Raw genomic sequence first — 17,998 nt, 5'->3', positions numbered from 1 at the left:
CGCGGCCGGGCAGTGCTCACCTCTTGACGCTGGTGAGGAACGTGGTGAACGCCTCGGTGGAAACGGTGAGGTGCTCGCCGGTCGGGGACTTGCTGTCGCGGATTCCGGTGTGACCAGGGTGGCGGTCGAGTTCGACGCAATCGTTCGCGTTCGCGCCGCTGTAGCTGCTCTTGCGCCACCTGGTGTCGTTGGTCGTCACTCCTTGAGCACTCCTAGCTGTGAGCGGATCAGTTCGGCTGACCTGTCCGGTTCCAGCGCTGCCTCGACGGTGTCGTCGTACATCGACAGGAACCGCTGCACATCAGCTTCATCTTCCACCCACGCGCCGCCGATGGAGTGCTCCACGTAGACAGCGGGCGTGTATTCCTTTTCCCGGTAGCCGATGATCGCGCAACCCCCGGACATGGTGCCGTAGGCGCCCGCGCCGAACGGGATCACCTGGAGCGTGATGTTGGCGCGCTCGCCCAACGCGAGCAGGTGCCGCAGTTGCTCCGCCATCACTCCCGGTCCACCGATCACCCGGCGGATCACCGCCTCGTCCAGCAGGGCGTGGAACTGGAGCGCGTCCGGGCCTTCCAAGCGCTTCTGCCGACTCAACCGGGCGGCCACATAGCGTTCGACCTCGGCGTCCGGGTCGCGGAACCGGTGACCGCTGTCGTGGATGGCCCTCGTGTAAGCCGGGGTCTGCAAGAGGCCGTGCACCACCAGTGGCGCGAGCACCCGCATGTTGTCGGCCTCCGATTCGGCGCGGAGGAACGCGCGGAACTCCTTCGACGACCCCACCGGCACGGCCAGCCGAACCGCTCGCTGGCCCGCGTCGTCCCACAGTTCCAGCGCTCGGGTGCGGTCCTCCTCGGTGCCGCCGTAGGTCTGGAGCATCGCCTGCACGGCGGGCCAGGAGGGGCGCAGGTAGCCGGTCTCGTACCGGCTGACCGTCGCCGCGTCGACGCGCAGCAGGTCGGCCACGGTCTCGGCGAGCGTCGAGGAGCGCTCCCTGACCGCCTTGAGGTGCTGGCCGAGTCGCCTCTTGCGTGGAGTGGGGGTAACCGCCATGAAAGCAGCCTAAAGCGAAACATGTTCCGCGGATATCACTCGATCGTGGAATGTTGCTAGGGGGCACTTGTCACTTAAATTTGCGTTGTGAGTCGTGGTCTCTTCGCGGATTCCGGTGCGGCTCACCGGTGGCGGGGGTGGTTGGCCCTCGCCACCGTCACCTGAGCCCTGGGAGGTCGCCGATGTTTAGCTGGCACGACGCCGAGGGGCTTCGGCACGCGATCAGCCGGGTCGACTACCCGCTGCCCCCGAGACCGGGCGAGTCCATCGAGAGCCTGTGCGGGCTGGAGCTGTCGCTGACCCGTGAGGACTTCCCGCAGCTCGCCCAGTACCGGCCGCACAAGAAGACCTGCTTCGGCTGCGACGCCGTGTGGCGCAAGCGGTCGGGGATGCGGCCCAACCCGGTGTCGGCGCGGTGATCGACGCCGACCTGGAGCACTGGTTGACGTTGCTCCGGCGCAGGCGGTGGGTGCTGCACGTCGGCGGTGACCCGCGCGGGCCGGAGTGGATCGCGGCGCACAAGCAGTGGGGCGACTGCGCAGACGTGGTGATCATCCGGGACGAGGGCAGCGCGACCGCGTGCCGGATACCGGGGGACGGGTTCACCGACGTGCTCGAACCGCTGTGGGTGACGTGGGTGTACTCGGCGAGTCCGGTGTGGACGTTGCGCGCGGTGCTGACGCTGGCCGCGCCCGGTTCGCCGGACGAGCCCGTGTGCCTGATCCCCGCGCCCTCGTCGTGCCGGATACCGCGAGCGGGGCGTCGTCCCGTCGTCGTGCGACCGCTCGGCTGAACGCGCCGGAGCGATTTTCCGTCCCTGGACCGACCATTCCACGAAACCCCTATTTCGCCAATGGGCGGTGAACCGGGCGGCGCACCGTCCCGTATGGGGGGACAAGGGGGTTTCGCTTTCGCTTCCGTACACCATGAAACGGAGTGCTGAAATGAGCCGTGTCCATTCCCTGCCGTCAAGACGTCGACTATTCGGTCTGCTCGCCGTCGTCACCGCGAGCGGCATCACCGCCGCGACCGTCTTCGTGATGTCCAACCAGGCGAACGCGGTGTCCGCACCTGCGGGCGGGGCCTGTGCCGACGTGCACGTGATCACCGCGCGGGCGTCGACCGAACGTGCCGGCGAGGGCATCACCGCCACCATGGTGAGCCGGATCGTGAACGGCAGCGACCAGACCGTGAGCCGGGCCTCGGTCGACTACCCGGCGACGCTCACGGACTACGCGCGCAGCTCGGCGCAGGGCGTGACCACGCTGAAAGCCCAGCTCACCACGCAGGTCCAGCAGTGCCCGAACCAGAAGATCGTGCTGGCGGGCTACTCCCAGGGCGCTCACGTGGTGCTCGACGTCCTCGGCGGCGGCGGTGGGGTCGGGCTCGGCGCGGCGACCCCACCGGTCCCGGCGGCGGTCGCGGACCGCGTGACGGCCGTCGCCACGTTCGGCGACCCCCGGCACGTCGTCGGCCAGCCCTTCGACGAGGGGACCTCGACCCGTGACGGTCGCTTTCCCCGATCGGCAGCGCAATTGCGGGTGCTCGCCGGGTTCGCGGACCGGATCCAGTCCTTCTGCGATTCCCGTGACACGTTCTGCGACAGCGGCGCGAGCACCATCGTGCACCTCACCTACATGAACCGGTACAGCGCCACCGCCGCCGACTTCGTCCTCGGCAAAGTGGGCGGCTGACAATTCCCGAACGGTCGTCGGCCCTCGCGCAATGCGCTTTGCGCGGCGTCGACCACCCCGGTCGACTACCCCAGCACCCGCACGGACCGGATGTGGCTGACCGGGAACTCCCGAGGCCCGCCGTCGGTGGTGGCCGTCAGGTTCCCGGCCGCGTGCCCCACCGGGGTGATCACGTGCTCCACGGTCTGCCTCGGCCCGCTGGCCACCTTGATCTCCACCGAGGTGCGCGTGATCAGCGCCTCCGCCAGCAGGATCACCTCGGCGTCCGGCAGGAACAACGACTGGTCCCTCAACAGCCGGGCCGTGCTGATCCGCGGCGACTCCGCCTGCTTGGGCGGGGGAGGCGACTCGGGCAGCTCCCGCCGGATCAGGTCCGCCGCCAGCCGGGCGACGTCGGACCGCGACAGCGGCGTGCGCCACTGCGGCCGACCACCCGCCTGCTTGGGCCGGTTGGGCACGATCCGCCGCCGCTCCACCCGGCCGATGATCGGCGCGCCCGCGACGTCCGACGACGTCGGCGCGTAACCCGCTCCCCGCAACGCTTCCAGCGTCTCGTCGGCGGACTTGACCGACGCCAGCACCCCCGGCCCCAGCACGACCAGCCCCAGGCACGACAACGACCGGTGCTGCGCGATCTCGTCGAACAGCCCCGGATCCGCCGTCCGCACGCAGCACGCCACCGGCGTGACCGTCACCTGCCCGTGCCGCCGCTCGACGTCCCGCACCAGGTACACCAGCGGTTGCGGCAACGAGTTCTCGGCGACCTCCGACAGGTCCGCCAGCAACCGGTCCGCGTCCCGGCCGCCGTCCAGCGCCCGCCGCACGCTCTCGGCGGAGAACCGCCACACCGACGCCGTGTCCCGCTCGTCCGAATCCGCCACCGAGTCCAGCAACGCGCTCAACGACGCCGTCGGCAGCCCGCTGACCACGGCGGTCAGGTCCGCTTGCAGGCGGGCCACGCCGGTGGCGGGCGGGATCAGCCGGTCGGCCGCCTCCTCGACGCCCTCGTCCACGAGCAGCGCCCGCCCCAGTTCGGTGAGGCACCCCAACGACACCAGGCCGAGCGCTTCGGCCTCGACCACCGCCGCGGCCGTGCCCGCGGCGCTGTGCACGGCGGGCACCTGCCACGCCAGCTCCGCCACCACGTCCGCGACGTTCAGCACCACCGTGTCCGGCTCCGACCCGAACCGCGCCAGCACCCCCGCCCGGACCGCCGCGCCGAGGTCCGACACCTGGTCCGCCAGCGCCGACCGGGGCTTCGCGGTGGCGGGCGCCCAGTTCATCCGCGGCCACGCCCGCACCAGGTCGACCAGCCGCCGCGCGGGCGGGGCCGCGCGCCACTCGTCCGACGTGGTGGACGGCAGCAGGTGCTGCGGCACGTCCCCGCCGCTCATCAGCGCCCGCCGGTCCAGCTCCTCCACGGCCAGCAGTTCCGCGTGGACGGCCAGTTCCACCCACAACCGCACCCGCTGCTCGTCGGCGTGCAGCACCGAGGCCATCCGCCGCAGCTCGCGGATCCCGATGCCGCCGCCGTACCGCCGGACCGCGATGGCCTGGCCGTCGCACAGCTCGACCAGTCGGGTCACACCATCCACAGTGGACGAAGCGGGAGCGGAAGCCGAGTCCTCCACGCACGTCCCCACGCGGTCCGACCGCCGGGGCGGCGGCGGTGGGGGCGTGATGCGCGAAGGCGGCGCGTCGATCGGCCGCAGACCGCCGACCGTGCGCAGGCACCCCTCGCCGATCGGCCACAGCAGCGCGGCCTCCCGCAGGCCGGTCAGCGCGCGGTCGAAGTCCGCGTCCCCGCACGGCACGCGCAGCGCCTTCGCCAGCGCTTCCCCGGACATGCCCTCGCCCAGGTGCAGCGCGGTGTTCAGCACGTCGAGGCAGCCCTGGTCGAGCGCGTCCACGGCGCGGCGGACCGAGGAGACGACGGACAGCTCGTCGGCGAGCCGCCGCAGCGTGTGGGGCTGGGACTCGGCCGCGTCCTGGCGGCGCAGCAGGATCTTCTCCAGGGCGGCGGGGTCGAGCTGGTGCAACCACGTCGCCAGAGCCGATTTCCTACCCACTCCCAGGATTATGCACACCCCGCCCGTGCCGAAGAGGTGATTTCGACGTGGTGAACGAACAAGCCCCCAATGGGGGAACGTAGGCTGTACGGCGTGGAATTCAGCGGGTTCGGGGAACATGCGATCGACTTCTTCGACGGTTTGGAAGCCGACAACTCCAAGGTGTACTGGGAAGCGAACAAGGGCACGTACCAGCAGGACGTGCGCGCGCCGATGCTGGAACTGCTGGCCGGTCTGGCGCCGGAGTTCGGTGACGGCAAGGTGTTCCGGCCCTTCCGCGACGTCCGCTTCAGCAAGGACAAGACGCCCTACAAGACGCACTGCGGCGGTGTGGTCGAACAGGGCCGCGGCGGTGGCGCGTACTACGTCCAGGTCGGCGTCGAGGGGCTGCTGGTCGGCGGCGGCTCGTTCGCGATGGCGTCGGACCAGCTCGCGCGGTTCCGCACCGCCGTGGACGACGACCGGCGCGGCCGCGAGCTGGAGAAGATCCTGGCGAAGCTGGAGAAGTCCGGCTGGGAGATCCGCGGCGACCGGCTCAAGACGAAGCCGCGCGGCGTCGACCCGGAGCACCCGCGGATCGAGCTGCTGAAGCACCGGACGGTCTACGCCGCCAAGGTGTGGCCGCCGGACGACACCCTGCACGAGCCCGGCTGCGGCAAGCGGGTCGTCACGTCGTGGCGGCAGTTGAAGGCGTTCAACGAGTGGTGCGTCGACCACGTGGGCGTCAGCGAGAAGCCCTGGCGCTGACCCGCCGGGCGACCAGCGCCGCCACACCCCACCCGAGCGCGATGCCGACGACGTCCGTCAGCGCGTCCAGGACGTCACCGCTGCGGTGCAGCGGCGTGATGAGCTCCTGGAGCACCTCGGACAGCGCCGCGTAGCCGACCAGCACGAGCAGGATCCACCGCGGCCGGGCGAGCAGACCGGTGAAGGCGAGCAGCGCGAACAGCAGGCAGTGGACGACCTTGTCCGTACCGGGCGGCGAGCTGGGAACCCCCGACTCCGGGGTGAACAGGACGATGACGCTGAGCGACATCGCGACCACGAACGGAAGATATTTGCGCACCAGCACCCCTATGTCACCCGTGTTACCCCTGAATATCGTGCCTGTGAGGAACTTACCGACGGGTAGTTCGGGATCGGTCCAGTAAAGGGGACTATCCTCTCCCAACGTGAGTCGACGCGCAAAGATCGTCTGTACCATGGGCCCCGCTACCTCGTCCCCTGAGAAGGTGCGCGAGCTCGTAGCGGCCGGTATGGACGTGGCGAGGATGAACTTCAGCCACGGCAGCCATGCCGACCACAAGCAGGTCTACGACACCGTTCGCGCCGCAGCGAACGAGTCGGGGCGTGCGGTGGGCATCCTGGCGGACCTCCAGGGCCCCAAGATCCGCCTGGGCCGGTTCGCAGCCGGTCCCGTGGAATGGCGCACCGGTGACATCGTGCGCGTGACCGTCGAAGACGTGTCGGGAACGCACGACCGGGTGTCCACCACCTACAAGGAACTCGCCAAGGACGCCAAGGTCGGCGACCGGCTGCTCGTCGACGACGGCAAGGTGGGCCTCGTGGTCACCGACGTCGAGGGCCCGGACGTCGTCTGCGAGGTGACCGAAGGCGGTCCCGTCAGCAACAACAAGGGCTTGTCCCTGCCGGGCATGGACGTCTCCGTGCCCGCCATGTCCGAGAAGGACATCGAGGACCTGGAGTTCGCGCTCTCGCTGGGCGTCGACTTCATCGCGCTGTCCTTCGTCCGCTCGCCCGCCGACATCGACCTGGTCCACCAGGTCATGGACCGCGTGGGCAGCAAGCGCCTCCCGGTGATCGCGAAGATCGAGAAGCCGGAAGCCGTGGACAACCTGGAGGCCATCGTCCTGGCCTTCGACGGCGTCATGGTCGCCCGCGGCGACCTCGGCGTCGAACTGCCGCTGGAGCACGTGCCGCTGGTGCAGAAGCGGGCGATCCAGATCGCCCGCGAGAACGCCAAGCCGGTCATCGTGGCCACGCAGATGCTCGACTCGATGATCACCAACTCCCGCCCGACCCGCGCCGAGACGTCCGACGTCGCGAACGCGGTGCTGGACGGCGCCGACGCCCTCATGCTCTCCGGTGAGACCAGCGTCGGCCGCTACGCCATCGAGTCCGTGCAGACGATGAGCCGCATCATCGTGGCCGTCGAGACCGAGTCGACCGTCGTGCCGCCGCTGACGCACGTCCCGCGCACCAAGCGCGGCGTGATCTCCTACGCGGCCCGCGACATCGGCGAGCGCCTCAACGCCAAGGCACTGGTCGCGTTCACCCAGTCCGGTGACACCGTGCGGCGGCTCGCCCGCCTGCACACCCCGTTGCCGCTGCTCGCGTTCACGCCCGAGCAGGAGGTCCGCGCGCAGCTCTCGCTGACGTGGGGCACCGAGACGTTCCTGGTGCCGAAGGTGGAGTCGACCGACGAGATGGTCCGCCAGGTGGACATCTCGATGCTCGACATCGGCCGGTACCAGGCGGGCGACCTGGTGGTCGTCGTGGCAGGCTCCCCTCCGGGGACCGTAGGCTCCACGAACCTCATCCGGGTGCACCGCCTGGGCGAGGACGACCACGCCTAGGAGTAGACGTTGACAGAGGCTGCCCGTGCCGCGGCCGCGCGATTCGCGGCCCAGGACGCCCCGTTGGACAGCGACGGGGTCCCGCACGGGCAGCCCGTGCTCGACCGGCTCGTGGCGCTGCTCGACCTCGAACGCATCGAGGAGAACATCTTCCGCGGCGTGAGCCCCGCCGAATCCCCGGTCAGGGTGTTCGGCGGGCAGGTCGCGGGCCAGGCGCTCGTGGCGGCGGGCCGCACCGTGCCGCCCGAGCGCCACGTGCACTCGCTGCACTCGTACTTCATCCGCGGCGGCGACCCGACCGTGCCGATCGTCTACGAGGTCGACCGCATCCGCGACGGCCGCTCGTTCACGACCAGGCGCGTCGTCGGCATCCAGCACGGCAAGGCGATCTTCTCGCTGTCCGCCTCGTTCCAGAAGGACGAGACCGGCATGGACCACGCCGAGCCGATGCCGGACGTGCCGGACCCCGAGTCGCTGCCGACGTACGCCGAGGCGTCCAGGAGCTACCACGACCAGCTCGGCCACACCCGGCTGCCGCGGCCCATCGACGTCCGGTACGTCACCGAGCCGCCGTGGGAGTCCCGCGACGACGGTCCCGGTGAAGCCCGCAGCCAGGTGTGGATGCGCGCCGACGGCAAGCTCGGCGACGACGCGCTGCTGCACGTGTGCGTGCTCGCGTACGCCTCGGACATGACGCTGCTGGACTCGATCCTCGTCAAGCACGGCGTCTACTGGGGCACGGACAAGGTCCTGGGCGCGAGCCTCGACCACGCCATGTGGTTCCACCGCCGGTTCCGCGCCGACGAGTGGTTCCTGTACGACTGCGCGTCCCCCAGCGCCTCGGGAGCGCGCGGACTGGCGACCGGCAGGTTCTTCAGCCAGGACGGTAGACTCGTCGCCACCGTGGTCCAGGAAGGGTTGCTGCGGGTCATCTCGTGAGCGCCGTCCCGCTCCCCGGTTCGGCCTGGACCGCGTGGCACCGGCTCGGCGCCGCGCTCACCGCGAGCCCCGGCGTGCACCGCCCGTCGGAGTTCTCCGCGCTGCTGGCCTCGACGCTGAGCGACGTGTGGGGCCGCACCGTCCTCGACGCGGGCAGCGGCGCGGGCCTGATCGCCGTCGCGGCCCTGTCGGCGGGCGCTTCGCACGTCGTCGCGCTCGACCGCGACCCCGTCGCGCTCCAGGACACCGCCGCCAACGTCGAACGCCTGCTGGGCGCCGCGGCCCGTGACCGCCTGTCGCTGTGGCAGGCGGACTTCACCCAGCTCGGCGTCCTGGACGCCGACGTGCTGGCCGTCAACCCGCCCCAACGCCCCGCGCACCTGCTCGACCTCGTCGAACCCGAGCACCGCCACCTGCACGAGGGCGGCGGCCACGACGGCCTGGACGGCGTCCGCCTGGTCCTCACCCACGCCCGCTGCCACGAGGTCCGCACCACCGCGGCCGACGCCCTCCCACTGGACGCCCTCCGCCGCACCCCCCGCCGCCTCACCACGGCGTCACTACCGGTCCACCCGTCCTGGACACCCCTGGTCCACGCCGAGGAGACGAAGGTCTCGGTGTGGGCCTTCGACCGCTCGACCCGCTAGGACTCCACCCGCCGCCGACGCGCCTTGACGCCCGTGGGAGGCGTGAGGGCGCGGGTCTCCACGCGTTCGAGCACCACCGAGCTGGTGAGGTTCCGCACCTCCGTGCGGGACGCGATCTTGTCCATCAGGAACGCCCGCAGGTGAGTGCTGTCGGTCACCGCGATGTGCACCAGGAAGTCCGCCTGGCCGCTCACGTGGAAGATCGAGCGGGTTTCCGGCTGCGCCATCAGGAACTGGCGGAACGCCGCCACGACGGGCCGGGTGTGCGGGCGGACGTTGACCGACACGACGGCCTCCAGCGACAGGCCGGTCGCGCTCGGGTCGACCACGGCGTGGAAGCCCGTGATGACACCGAGTTCGCGCAGCCTGCGCACCCGTTGCAGGCAGCTCGACGGCGCCAGACCGACCAGTTCGGCGAGGGTGCGGTTGGGGAGGGTCGCGTCGTTCTGCAACTCCTCCAGGATCCGCCAGTCCACCGAATCCAGTTCGGTTGTTCCGCTCACAACCGACCATCCTATGTGTCCGCTGGTGTTCCGCCGAACCACGGCGTGATGATCTCGACGTGCACCTCACCTCCTTCCTGCTCGCGCTCGCGGTGATCGCGATCGTGCCGGGCCCGGACTTCGTCCTGGTCACCGGCAACGCCGTCCGGGGCGTTCGGCTCGGCGCCCTCACCGCGCTCGGCGTCGTGTGCGGCCTGCTCGTCCACGGCGCCCTCGCGACGCTCGGCGTGTCCGCGCTCGTGGTGGCCGTGCCCGCCGCCCTGCTGGCGATCAAGGCGATCGGTGCCCTCTACCTGGCCTACCTCGGCTTCACGACGCTGCGCGCGGCCAGGAGCGGCACGCTCGCGGTGAGTCCCGCCGCGATGTCCGGCCGGTCGGCGTTCTTCAAGGGCGTGCTGTGCGACCTGCTCAACCCCAAGGTCATGCTGACGTTCCTGAGCCTGATCCCGCAGGCCATGGACCCGTCGGCGCCGCCGCTGCCGCAGGCCGCCCTGCTGTCCGCCGTGACCGTCGGCGTCTTCGCCGCGTTCTGGGCCGTGGTGGTGCCGCTGGCCGGGAGGCTGGCCGTCGTGCTGGCCAGGCCGAAGGTCCGACCGGTCTTCGAACGGCTGTGCGGCGCGACCCTCATCGGGATGGCCGCTACGGTTCTGGCGGTGTAACGGCGCTATGACGCTCGTCCCCTCGCACTGCGGCCGGATTTTAGGCAGGCTGTGCCAATGACAACCGAGGCAACGGCACGGATCGCGGTAACCGGACTGGCTGTGATGGGCAGCAACCTGGCCCGCAACCTCGCCCGGCACGGACACCGGGTCGCCGTCCACAACCGGTCCTCCAGCAGGACCAAGCTCCTGATCGAGCAGCACGGCCACGAAGGCGACTTCGTCGCGGCCGAGACGATGGAAGACCTCGTCGCGAGCCTCCAGAAGCCCCGCCAGATCATCATCATGGTCAAGGCGGGCGGCCCCACCGACGCGGTGATCGACGAGCTGACGCCGTTGCTCGACGAGGGCGACATGGTGATCGACGGCGGCAACGCGCACTACGCCGACACCCGTCGTCGTGAAGCGGCGCTGCGGGACCTCGGTCTGCACTTCGTCGGCGCGGGCATCTCCGGCGGTGAGGAGGGCGCGCTCAACGGCCCCAGCATCATGCCGGGCGGTTCCAAGGAGTCGTACGTCCACCTCGGTCCGGTGCTGGAGAGCATCGCGGCGGTCGTCGACGGCACGCCGTGCTGCGTCCACGTGGGACCGGACGGCGCGGGCCACTTCGTGAAGATGGTGCACAACGGCATCGAGTACGCCGACATGCAGCTCATCGCCGAGGCGTACGACCTGCTGCTGCGCGCGGGCGGCAAGACGCCCGCCGAGATCGCCGACGTGTTCCGCGAGTGGAACGAGGGCGACCTGGAGTCGTACCTCATCGAGATCACCGCCGACGTGCTGTCCCACGTGGACGCCGACAGCGGCAAGTCGCTCGTCGAGGTCATCGCGGACGAGGCGGAGCAGAAGGGCACCGGCCGCTGGACCGTGCAGGAGGCGCTCGAACTGGGCGTCCCCGTCACGGGCATCGCCGAGGCCGTGTTCGCCCGCTCGCTGTCCGGCCGGGTCGACCAGCGCAAGGCCGTCCGCGACGCGTTCGGCGCGTCCGAGGTGGCCAAGACGGTGACCGACGGCCTGGTCGACGACGTCCGGCAGGCGCTGTACGCGTCGAAGGTCGTCGCGTACGCGCAGGGCTTCGACCAGATGCGCGCGGCCAGCAAGGAGTACGGCTGGGACCTGGACCTGGGCGCCATGGCGACGATCTGGCGCGGCGGCTGCATCATCCGCGCCCGTTTCCTGGACCGCATCCGCGAGGCGTACGACGGCAGCCCGGAGCTGGCGTCCCTGCTCGTGGACGACTACTTCCGCGAGGCCGTGCAGAACGCCGAGGCGGCGTGGCGGCGCGTTGTCGTCGGCGCGGTCCAGGCGGGCGTGCCGGTCCCCGGTTTCGTCTCGGCGCTGGCGTACTACGACGGCCTGCGCTCCGAGCGCCTGCCCGCCGCGCTGATCCAGGGCCTGCGCGACTTCTTCGGTGCGCACACCTACCGCCGCACCGACCGCGAGGGCAGCTTCCACACCCTCTGGTCTGGCGACCGCAGCCAGGTCGAGGCCTGATCGACGGTCCGTTCCGGGCTCCCGCGCGGAGCCCGGAACGGACCGCCGACCGCTGGTGGGAGGCGTTTCCAGACCGGACTCCACGACCACGGGGTGTGGACGGGAGATGGCGGTTCTGTGACGACATGAGTGACCCTCATGACGCCTGGCATCCGAGTAGCGGCACAATCGATCCATGATCCGAAGGCCACGACTGGTAGCCCTGCTCGCGTCCCTGACACTCGTCCTCGGTCTCTCCACCGGTGCGGCCACGGCGGTGGACGCCAACCCGCTCGCCGCCGACCTCGACCGCATCCTCTCCGACTCCCGCCTGGTCGGAGCCACCGTCGGGCTGGTGGTGAAGGACGCCGAGACCGGCGAGAACATCTACACCAGGTCCGGCAACACCCGCTTCCAGCCCGGTTCCACGGCGAAGTTGATCACGTCGGCCACCGCGCTGGACACCCTCGGCCCCGACCACCGCTGGGCGACCCAGTTGCGCTCGCCCGCGACCGTCCAGGGCACGCAGCTCGTGGGTGACCTGTACCTGCGCGGCACCGGCGACCCGACCATGCTGGCCGCCGACTACGACGACCTGGCCGCGAAGCTCGCCGCGACCGGCGTGCGGACGGTGACCGGTTCGCTGGTGGCGGACGATAGCTGGTTCGACTCGGTCCCGCTCGGCACCGGCTGGGCGTGGGACGACGAGCCGTACTACTACAGCGCGCAGACGTCCGCGCTGACCATCGCGCCGGACACCGACTACGACTCCGGCTCGATCGCGGTGAAGGTGAGCCCCGGCGCCGCCGCAGGCCAGCCCGCGCAGGTGACCCTGATCCCGCCGGTCGACCTGACCATCCGCAACAACGCCACGACCAGCACCAACGGCGGTGTCTTCGTGCACCGCGGGCACGGCACGAACGTCGTCGACGTCGGCGGCTCGCTCGCACCCGGTGCGGCGCCGTACTTCGAGTACATCTCGGTGAACGACCCGACCACGCTCGTCGCGGGCCTGTTCCGCAAGTCGTTGGCGGCGCACGGGATCACCGTCACCGGTGGCACCGAGTTCCGCGCGACGCCCAGCTCCGCGCCGGTGCTCGTCGAGCACCAGTCGATGACCCTGCGCCAGCTCCTGGTGCCGTTCCTCAAGCTCAGCAACAACCTGCACGCCGAGACGCTCATCAAGTCCATGGGCCGCAAGGTGTCCGGCCAGGGCACCTGGGCCGCGGGCATCAGCGCGCTGGAGGCCGCACTGCCCGGTCTGGACGCGAACCCGTTGACGATGAACCTGTTCGACGGTTCCGGACTGTCCAGGATGGACCTGCTCTCGCCCGACCTGTTCGTGTCGGTGCTGCGCAAGGCCCGCACCAAGCCGTGGTTCCAGGACTGGTACGCGGCGCTGCCGATCGCGGGCGTCCAGGACCGGTTCGTCGGCGGCACGCTCCGCAACCGCATGGGCGGCACGGCGGCGGCGAACAACGTGCACGCCAAGACCGGTTCGATGACGGGTGTGACCGCGCTGTCCGGCTACGTCACCAACGCCGATGGTCGCAAGCTGGTGTTCTCGGTGATGCAGAACGACTTCGTGTCCGGCCCGCCCCGTGACATCGAGGACGCCATCGCCGTCCGGCTCGCCACGGACAAGGCCGGTCAGGCACAGGCGCAGGTGCAGTCCAAGCGCCAGGAACCCGCCCCGGCCAAGGGCGACCGCAAGCAGGACCTGGAGTGCAGTTGGACCAAGTCCTGCTGATCCCGCTCCACCGGACGAGCCCGCCGCGATCCTCGTGGCGGGCTCGTCCCGTCTACCGGGCCTCCCGGAGGGCGCGGTCCAGCGCGTCCTCGGCCGGGACCTCGATGTCCGGGCTCACGCCCACCAGTTCCCAGTTGGTGCCCGAGACCGGGTTGATCGCCCGCCCGGTCGGGACGGTCACCTCCAGGTGCGGGTGCACCCTGAACCCGCGCCGCGGGTGCGCGCCGCCGCCGGTCCGCTCGCCGACGACGGTCGCGCGGCCGAGCTGTTGCAGGTCGTAGGCCAGTTCCTCGGCGCCGGAGAACGTCCGCGGGCTGGTGAGCACGTAGATCGGCTTGGTGCCGCCGAACCGCTTCCCCGGCACGTACGCGGGGCTCCAGTACTGCTGGTAGGTCTCGCCGTCGCGGAAGTACATCGTGTTCAGGTGGGTCGGCTCGTCCAGCAGGTACCCGCACACCAGCGCCACGGTCGCCGGGTCGCCGCCGCGGTTCTCCCGCAGGTCGAGGACCAGCGCCCGCGCGTCCGCCACGAGCGTGAGTGCGGCGGCGACGGCCTCGCCGGAGATCTCGACCGGGAACAGCAGCGGCGCCAGTTCCAGGTGGGCGATCCCGCCGTCCAGCGCGCGCAGCCCGCGGACGCCGTTGAGGGACAGCGCGGCCTCCCTCGCCATCTCCTGGATCGACGCGGCGTCGTCCCCGTCCGGGATCACGTCGGTGTGGTGCTTGAGCCGCAGGTGGCGGTCGCCGTTGACGGCCTGGAGGTCGGCGGTGACCAGCCTGCCCAGCTCCTCCGCGGTGTCGGCGGCGTCGTACGCGCCCCCGGTGCTCCGCTTCTCCAGCAGCGCGTCCAGCTCGGTGGCGATGTCCGGGAAGACGTAGTGCTCCACGAGGAGCGCGCGGATCTCCGTGACGATCGAGGCGGTGTCCATGCGCCCAGTCTCGGGGTGGGGTTGCGAAAGCGTCAAGAGAATTAGACACTTTCGTGCATGAGTGGTCTGCCCGCCGAGGAAGTACTGGAGATCGGCACCCCGGAGCAGTTCAAGGCGCTCTCGCACCCGACGCGGCAGCGGCTGCTGTTCGCGCTGGGGCAGAAGCCCGCGACCATCAGCGGGCTCGCGTCGACCCTGTCCGTCCACAAGGGATCGGTCGGGCACCACCTCAAGGTGCTGCGCGACGCGGGCATGGTGCGGGTGGTCGAGACGCGCCAGGTCCGCGGCGGCACCGAGCAGCTCTACCAGCGGACCGCGCGCAAGCTCGTGGTGCACGAGGCCCCGGCGGAGCACAACGCCGCCGTGTTCGCCGCGATGGCCCACGAGGTGAGCCGGGCCGCGGAACCGCTGGTCTCGCTGCGGCACCTGCGGTTGACCGCGACCGCCGCCGAACGGCTCGGGGCCGAGCTCCAGCGGCTGCTGGACGAGGCCGAGGACGCGGGCGACGACGAGGCGGTCCACGGCGTCCTGGTGGCGCTCTACCGCAGGTCGGAGTAGGTCCGGCCGAAAATTGTCGGACCCCGTCCGTACCGTCCGGTCCATGCCTGCCGCAGCTTTCACCGACCGCAGTTCCCACGACGCCGCCCGCCGCGGCGGGCGGCGGTTCCCACTGCCCGCCGCAGCACGCCTGCCGGTGGTGTTCCGGCAGGTCGTGTGCTCTCAGCACGCGTCGGCTCCCGATCTCATCGGGACTGGCGGCTCGCGGGGGTGCGGAGTGGTTCCAGGGCGTTGCGGTCCGGGTCGACCAGGTAGACGCGGGCTTCGGAGATGTCGAAGTACATGCCGACCAGGCGGAGCGTGCCCGCGCTGACCGCTTCGCGCACGGACGGGTAGGTGAGGAGGTTGTCCAACTGCTGGGCGACGTTGGTGACGCTCAGGCGCTCCACGACCGGGAGGTCGCCCGCGGTGTTGGGGTCGTGGAAGCGGATCAGGCTGGGGTCGGCGTGGCGCAGCCACGAGTTCAGCGCGGTGCCGGGGCGGGTGCCGCCGTTGACCAGCGCGCTCATCGCGCCGCAGTGGGAGTGGCCGCAGACGGCGATCGTGCCGACGCCCAGCACGTCGACGGCGTACTCGACGGCGGCGCCCATCGAGTCGTCGTCGGTGCCCGCCGCCGGGACCAGGTTGCCGATGTTGCGGACGCAGAACAGGTCTCCGGGGCCGCTGCTGGTGATGAGGTTCGGGACCACGCGGGAGTCGGCGCAGGTGATGAAGAGCTGCTGCGGGCGTTGGCCGCGGGCCGCGAGGTCGGCAAGGAAGGGGCGGACCAGCGGGGCGGAGTTCCGCTCGAACTCGTGCATGCCGCGGATCATCGGGTCGGCGTCGCCGCGCTGCGTCGGGAGCACCACGTCGGGGCCGTCGCCGGGCCGGGTGCGCTGCCAGTGCGACCACGGCGCGAACCAGCGCGGCAGCGGGGACGGGGGAGTCTTGCGCAGACCGGGCTTGCCGCCGATGGCCTTGCGGAACCAGGTGTCGTGCACCTCGTCGACGTCGACCTGGCCGCCGAGCCGCTGGTAGCCGCCGCGCCAGTCGTCGATCGCCTCGAACGCGGCGTGGTCCATGAAGTCGATGTGCAGCTCCAGCACGACCCGCTTGCCCAGCGGGATGCGGCGCAGTTCGCGCACGAGCCTGCCGACACCGAGGAACACCAGCGACCCGCGGATCGAGACCCGCCAGCCGTCGGTCTCCTCCTCGACGCGCACGGAGCTGTGCGTCAACCGGTACAGCGCCCTGAGCACGGCGATGGCCATGCCGATCAGGACACCTTCCACCAGGCCGAACGCGAGCACGCCCGCGACCGTGCCGACGTAGGGCGCGACCTCGCCGTGCTGCGCGAGCTTGCGCACGCGGTCGCGGTTCACCAGGCGGAGGCCGACCACGAGGAGGACACCGGCCAGGGCGGCCAGGGGGATCAGTTCCAGCACGCCGCCCAGCGCCACCACGAAGACGACGACCCAGAGGCCGTGCAGGACGGTCGAGGCGCGGGTGCGCGCGCCCGCGGCGACGTTCGCCGAACCGCGGATGATGCCGCCGCTGACCGGCAACCCGCCCAGCGCGCCGGACACGGCGTTGGCGGCGCCCTGCGCCACCAGCTCGCGGTCCAGGTCGGCGCGCGGGCCGTCGTGGAGCTTGTCCACGGCCACGGCGGACAGCAGCGACTCCATGCTGGCCACCAGCGCGACCGTCAGCACGGCCAGCGCCACACCACCGACGCTGCCCTCGGGGACTCGCGGGAGGACGATGTCGGCCAGCGGCGCGTCGGGTAGGTCCACAGTGGACACGTCGAGCCGGAGCGCGATGGCGGCCGTCGTCCCGGCCAGCACGGCGGCCAGCGGGGCCGGGACCAGTGCGGAGCGGGGGATCCTGGGCCACATGAGCATCACGGCGACCGCCACCGCGCCCACGACGACCGAGCCGAAGTGGGAGCTGTGCAGTTCCGCGGGCAGTTCGGCGAGGTTCGCCAACGTCGTGGCGTGGGCGTGACCGCCGAGCACGATCACGAGCTGGCCCAGCGCGATGCTGAGGCCGATGCCCGCGAGCATGCCGTGCACGACGGCGGGGGACAGCGAGAGCGCCAGCCTGGCCACCCGCGTCACGCCCAGCACGATCTGCACCAGCCCGGCCGCGAGCGTGATGGCCGCCGTGGCGGCCCAGCCGTACTTCAGGATCAGCCCCGCCGTGACGACGATGAGACCGGTCGCGGCACCGCTGACCTGCAAGGGGGTGCCACCGAACAGGCCCGCGACGACGCCGCCGACGACAGCCGCGATGAGACCGGAGATGAGCGGGGCGCCCGTGGCCGCGGCGACGCCGAGCGACAGCGGCACGGCCAGGAGGAAGAGGACGAACGAGGCGGGGAGGTCGAAGCGCAGGGACGCGGGGAAGCGCGGCGGAGGACCCGCCGTGGTGTGCTCACCCGCGTGGGACTTGTTGGAACGGGGGCGGTTCATCGATGGCCTTTCTGACGGCGTGTTTCGTCACCCGCGCGGTGATGCGGGCGGTGGCGGTGGTGCGGAGTTCCGCGGTCCGTCGCCGGTGCGGGTGCGTGGGTTCGTGGCAGGCGCTGGAGGGCTGTGGGCGTGACGGCTCGCTCGGCGCTACCGCGGTGTTGAAGGGACGCCGCGTGCTGTGGGCAGCACGAGGTGCAGCCGGAAGGCGACGAGTGCTGACTCGGCCTCGGCGCGGTGAGAAGGGGACGCCACAAGGCACCTCCGTGTCGGCACCGTGGACGTGTCGGCACAACCCGCGTCGGGACTCCCCGATTCGTGATCGGGAGGTCGCGTCCTGTCCATGATGGACGATGGTGTGGGGAATCCGACACCGGTTTCAGCCGGACGTGTCGATCATCAGAGTGAGGTCACGCCAGGTAGTGGGGCTGGCGCGGGAGGACCGTGGCGGAAGCGACCACGGTCGGGGGGGCGTGGTCGGTTCCGCCACGGTCGGTGCCGGACGGCGCTGGAGGGTGGAGGGGGGAAGGCGCGTCGTCCGGGGCCTGTGGGTGGTGCAGTTGGTGGCACGGGATCGGGTCGCTGACCGCGTGGTCCGATCCTCGGTGCGGTGGTGCGGTGGTGCGGTGGTGCGGTGGTGCGGTGGTGCGGTGGTGCGGTGGTGCGGTGGTGCGGTGGTGC

The 17,998-nt window shown here is 71.1% G+C and carries 18 protein-coding genes; 11 read left to right on the top strand and 7 right to left on the bottom strand.

Annotated elements, in window-relative coordinates:
• Positions 1 to 16: 16 nt before the first annotated feature.
• Entirely contained in the window at positions 17 to 199 is a 183-nt protein-coding gene (locus NZH93_RS50685) for a DUF397 domain-containing protein (RefSeq protein WP_259623764.1), read from the bottom strand.
• The gene (locus NZH93_RS15505) at positions 196 to 1,053 is read right to left on the bottom strand and encodes a helix-turn-helix domain-containing protein (protein ID WP_259623763.1); all 858 of its coding nucleotides are present in this window, start codon (positions 1,051 to 1,053) and stop codon (positions 196 to 198) included. The genes NZH93_RS50685 and NZH93_RS15505 overlap by 4 nt, the downstream gene beginning before the upstream one ends.
• Before the next feature lie 182 nt (positions 1,054 to 1,235).
• Between NZH93_RS15505 and NZH93_RS15500 the strand changes: the two genes are divergently transcribed.
• The 3 genes from NZH93_RS15500 (at position 1,236) to NZH93_RS15490 (ending at position 2,747) form a co-directional block, all read left to right on the top strand.
• Entirely contained in the window at positions 1,236 to 1,472 is a 237-nt protein-coding gene (locus tag NZH93_RS15500; protein WP_259623762.1) for an HC3 family zinc finger protein, read from the top strand.
• Positions 1,469 to 1,846 (top strand): hypothetical protein, encoded by a 378-nt coding sequence (locus tag NZH93_RS15495; RefSeq protein ID WP_259623761.1) that lies wholly within the window; start codon positions 1,469 to 1,471, stop codon positions 1,844 to 1,846. The genes NZH93_RS15500 and NZH93_RS15495 overlap by 4 nt, the downstream gene beginning before the upstream one ends.
• Positions 1,847 to 1,997: 151 nt before the next feature.
• On the top strand, positions 1,998 to 2,747 hold the full coding sequence (locus NZH93_RS15490; protein WP_259623760.1) for a cutinase family protein: 750 nt from the start codon (positions 1,998 to 2,000) through the stop codon (positions 2,745 to 2,747).
• A gap of 65 nt (positions 2,748 to 2,812) precedes the next feature.
• Here NZH93_RS15490 and NZH93_RS50680 read toward each other — a convergent pair whose 3' ends face one another.
• Positions 2,813 to 4,816, bottom strand: a complete 2,004-nt coding sequence (locus NZH93_RS50680; protein WP_259623759.1) for a helicase-associated domain-containing protein — start codon at positions 4,814 to 4,816, stop codon at positions 2,813 to 2,815.
• Between the two features lie 93 nt (positions 4,817 to 4,909).
• Here NZH93_RS50680 and NZH93_RS15480 point away from each other — a divergent pair, with 93 nt between their 5' ends.
• Positions 4,910 to 5,563, top strand: a complete 654-nt coding sequence (locus tag NZH93_RS15480; RefSeq protein WP_259623758.1) for a DUF2461 domain-containing protein — start codon at positions 4,910 to 4,912, stop codon at positions 5,561 to 5,563.
• Here the strand turns inward: NZH93_RS15480 and NZH93_RS15475 are convergent.
• Entirely contained in the window at positions 5,541 to 5,882 is a 342-nt protein-coding gene (locus NZH93_RS15475; RefSeq protein WP_259623757.1) for a VanZ family protein, read from the bottom strand. The genes NZH93_RS15480 and NZH93_RS15475 overlap by 23 nt on opposite strands.
• A 106-nt stretch (positions 5,883 to 5,988) precedes the next feature.
• On the opposite strand from NZH93_RS15475, the gene pyk reads away from it, so the two are divergent.
• The 3 genes from pyk to NZH93_RS15460 are packed head-to-tail and all read left to right on the top strand — an operon-like array spanning position 5,989 to position 8,999.
• The gene (gene pyk, locus NZH93_RS15470; RefSeq protein ID WP_259623756.1) at positions 5,989 to 7,413 is read left to right on the top strand and encodes a pyruvate kinase; all 1,425 of its coding nucleotides are present in this window, start codon (positions 5,989 to 5,991) and stop codon (positions 7,411 to 7,413) included.
• A gap of 9 nt (positions 7,414 to 7,422) precedes the next feature.
• On the top strand, positions 7,423 to 8,352 hold the full coding sequence (tesB, locus tag NZH93_RS15465) for an acyl-CoA thioesterase II (RefSeq protein ID WP_372506636.1): 930 nt from the start codon (positions 7,423 to 7,425) through the stop codon (positions 8,350 to 8,352).
• The gene (locus tag NZH93_RS15460) at positions 8,349 to 8,999 is read left to right on the top strand and encodes a 50S ribosomal protein L11 methyltransferase (RefSeq protein ID WP_259623755.1); all 651 of its coding nucleotides are present in this window, start codon (positions 8,349 to 8,351) and stop codon (positions 8,997 to 8,999) included. The genes tesB and NZH93_RS15460 overlap by 4 nt, the downstream gene beginning before the upstream one ends.
• On the opposite strand, the gene NZH93_RS15455 is transcribed toward NZH93_RS15460, so the two are convergent.
• Positions 8,996 to 9,502, bottom strand: coding sequence for an Lrp/AsnC family transcriptional regulator (locus NZH93_RS15455; RefSeq protein ID WP_259623754.1), 507 nt, complete (start codon positions 9,500 to 9,502; stop codon positions 8,996 to 8,998). The genes NZH93_RS15460 and NZH93_RS15455 overlap by 4 nt on opposite strands.
• A 59-nt stretch (positions 9,503 to 9,561) precedes the next feature.
• On the opposite strand from NZH93_RS15455, the gene NZH93_RS15450 reads away from it, so the two are divergent.
• From NZH93_RS15450 to dacB, 3 genes are all read left to right on the top strand, one after another.
• Complete coding sequence (locus NZH93_RS15450) at positions 9,562 to 10,161, top strand: LysE family translocator (protein ID WP_259623753.1); 600 nt, start codon at positions 9,562 to 9,564, stop codon at positions 10,159 to 10,161.
• A gap of 57 nt (positions 10,162 to 10,218) precedes the next feature.
• Positions 10,219 to 11,655 carry an NADP-dependent phosphogluconate dehydrogenase gene (gnd, locus tag NZH93_RS15445; protein WP_259623752.1) on the top strand — a complete coding sequence of 479 codons (1,437 nt, stop codon included), beginning with the start codon at positions 10,219 to 10,221 and terminating at the stop codon, positions 11,653 to 11,655.
• 175 nt (positions 11,656 to 11,830) lie between these two features.
• The gene (dacB, locus tag NZH93_RS15440) at positions 11,831 to 13,384 is read left to right on the top strand and encodes a D-alanyl-D-alanine carboxypeptidase/D-alanyl-D-alanine endopeptidase (RefSeq protein WP_259623751.1); all 1,554 of its coding nucleotides are present in this window, start codon (positions 11,831 to 11,833) and stop codon (positions 13,382 to 13,384) included.
• 52 nt (positions 13,385 to 13,436) lie between these two features.
• On the opposite strand, the gene NZH93_RS15435 is transcribed toward dacB, so the two are convergent.
• Positions 13,437 to 14,312 carry a S41 family peptidase gene (locus tag NZH93_RS15435; protein WP_259623750.1) on the bottom strand — a complete coding sequence of 292 codons (876 nt, stop codon included), beginning with the start codon at positions 14,310 to 14,312 and terminating at the stop codon, positions 13,437 to 13,439.
• Positions 14,313 to 14,369: 57 nt separating this feature from the next.
• Here NZH93_RS15435 and NZH93_RS15430 point away from each other — a divergent pair, with 57 nt between their 5' ends.
• Complete coding sequence (locus tag NZH93_RS15430; protein WP_259623749.1) at positions 14,370 to 14,870, top strand: ArsR/SmtB family transcription factor; 501 nt, start codon at positions 14,370 to 14,372, stop codon at positions 14,868 to 14,870.
• 185 nt (positions 14,871 to 15,055) lie between these two features.
• Here the strand turns inward: NZH93_RS15430 and NZH93_RS15425 are convergent, their stop codons facing one another.
• Positions 15,056 to 17,320: a SulP family inorganic anion transporter gene (locus NZH93_RS15425; RefSeq protein ID WP_259623748.1), complete on the bottom strand. Its 2,265-nt coding sequence runs from the start codon at positions 17,318 to 17,320 to the stop codon at positions 15,056 to 15,058.
• Positions 17,321 to 17,998: the final 678 nt, after the last annotated feature.

It is taken from the genome of Umezawaea endophytica (assembly GCF_025061645.1).
Taxonomy (GTDB): Bacteria; Actinomycetota; Actinomycetes; order Mycobacteriales; family Pseudonocardiaceae; genus Umezawaea; species Umezawaea endophytica.
This window is presented reverse-complemented; position numbering and strand designations above follow the sequence as displayed.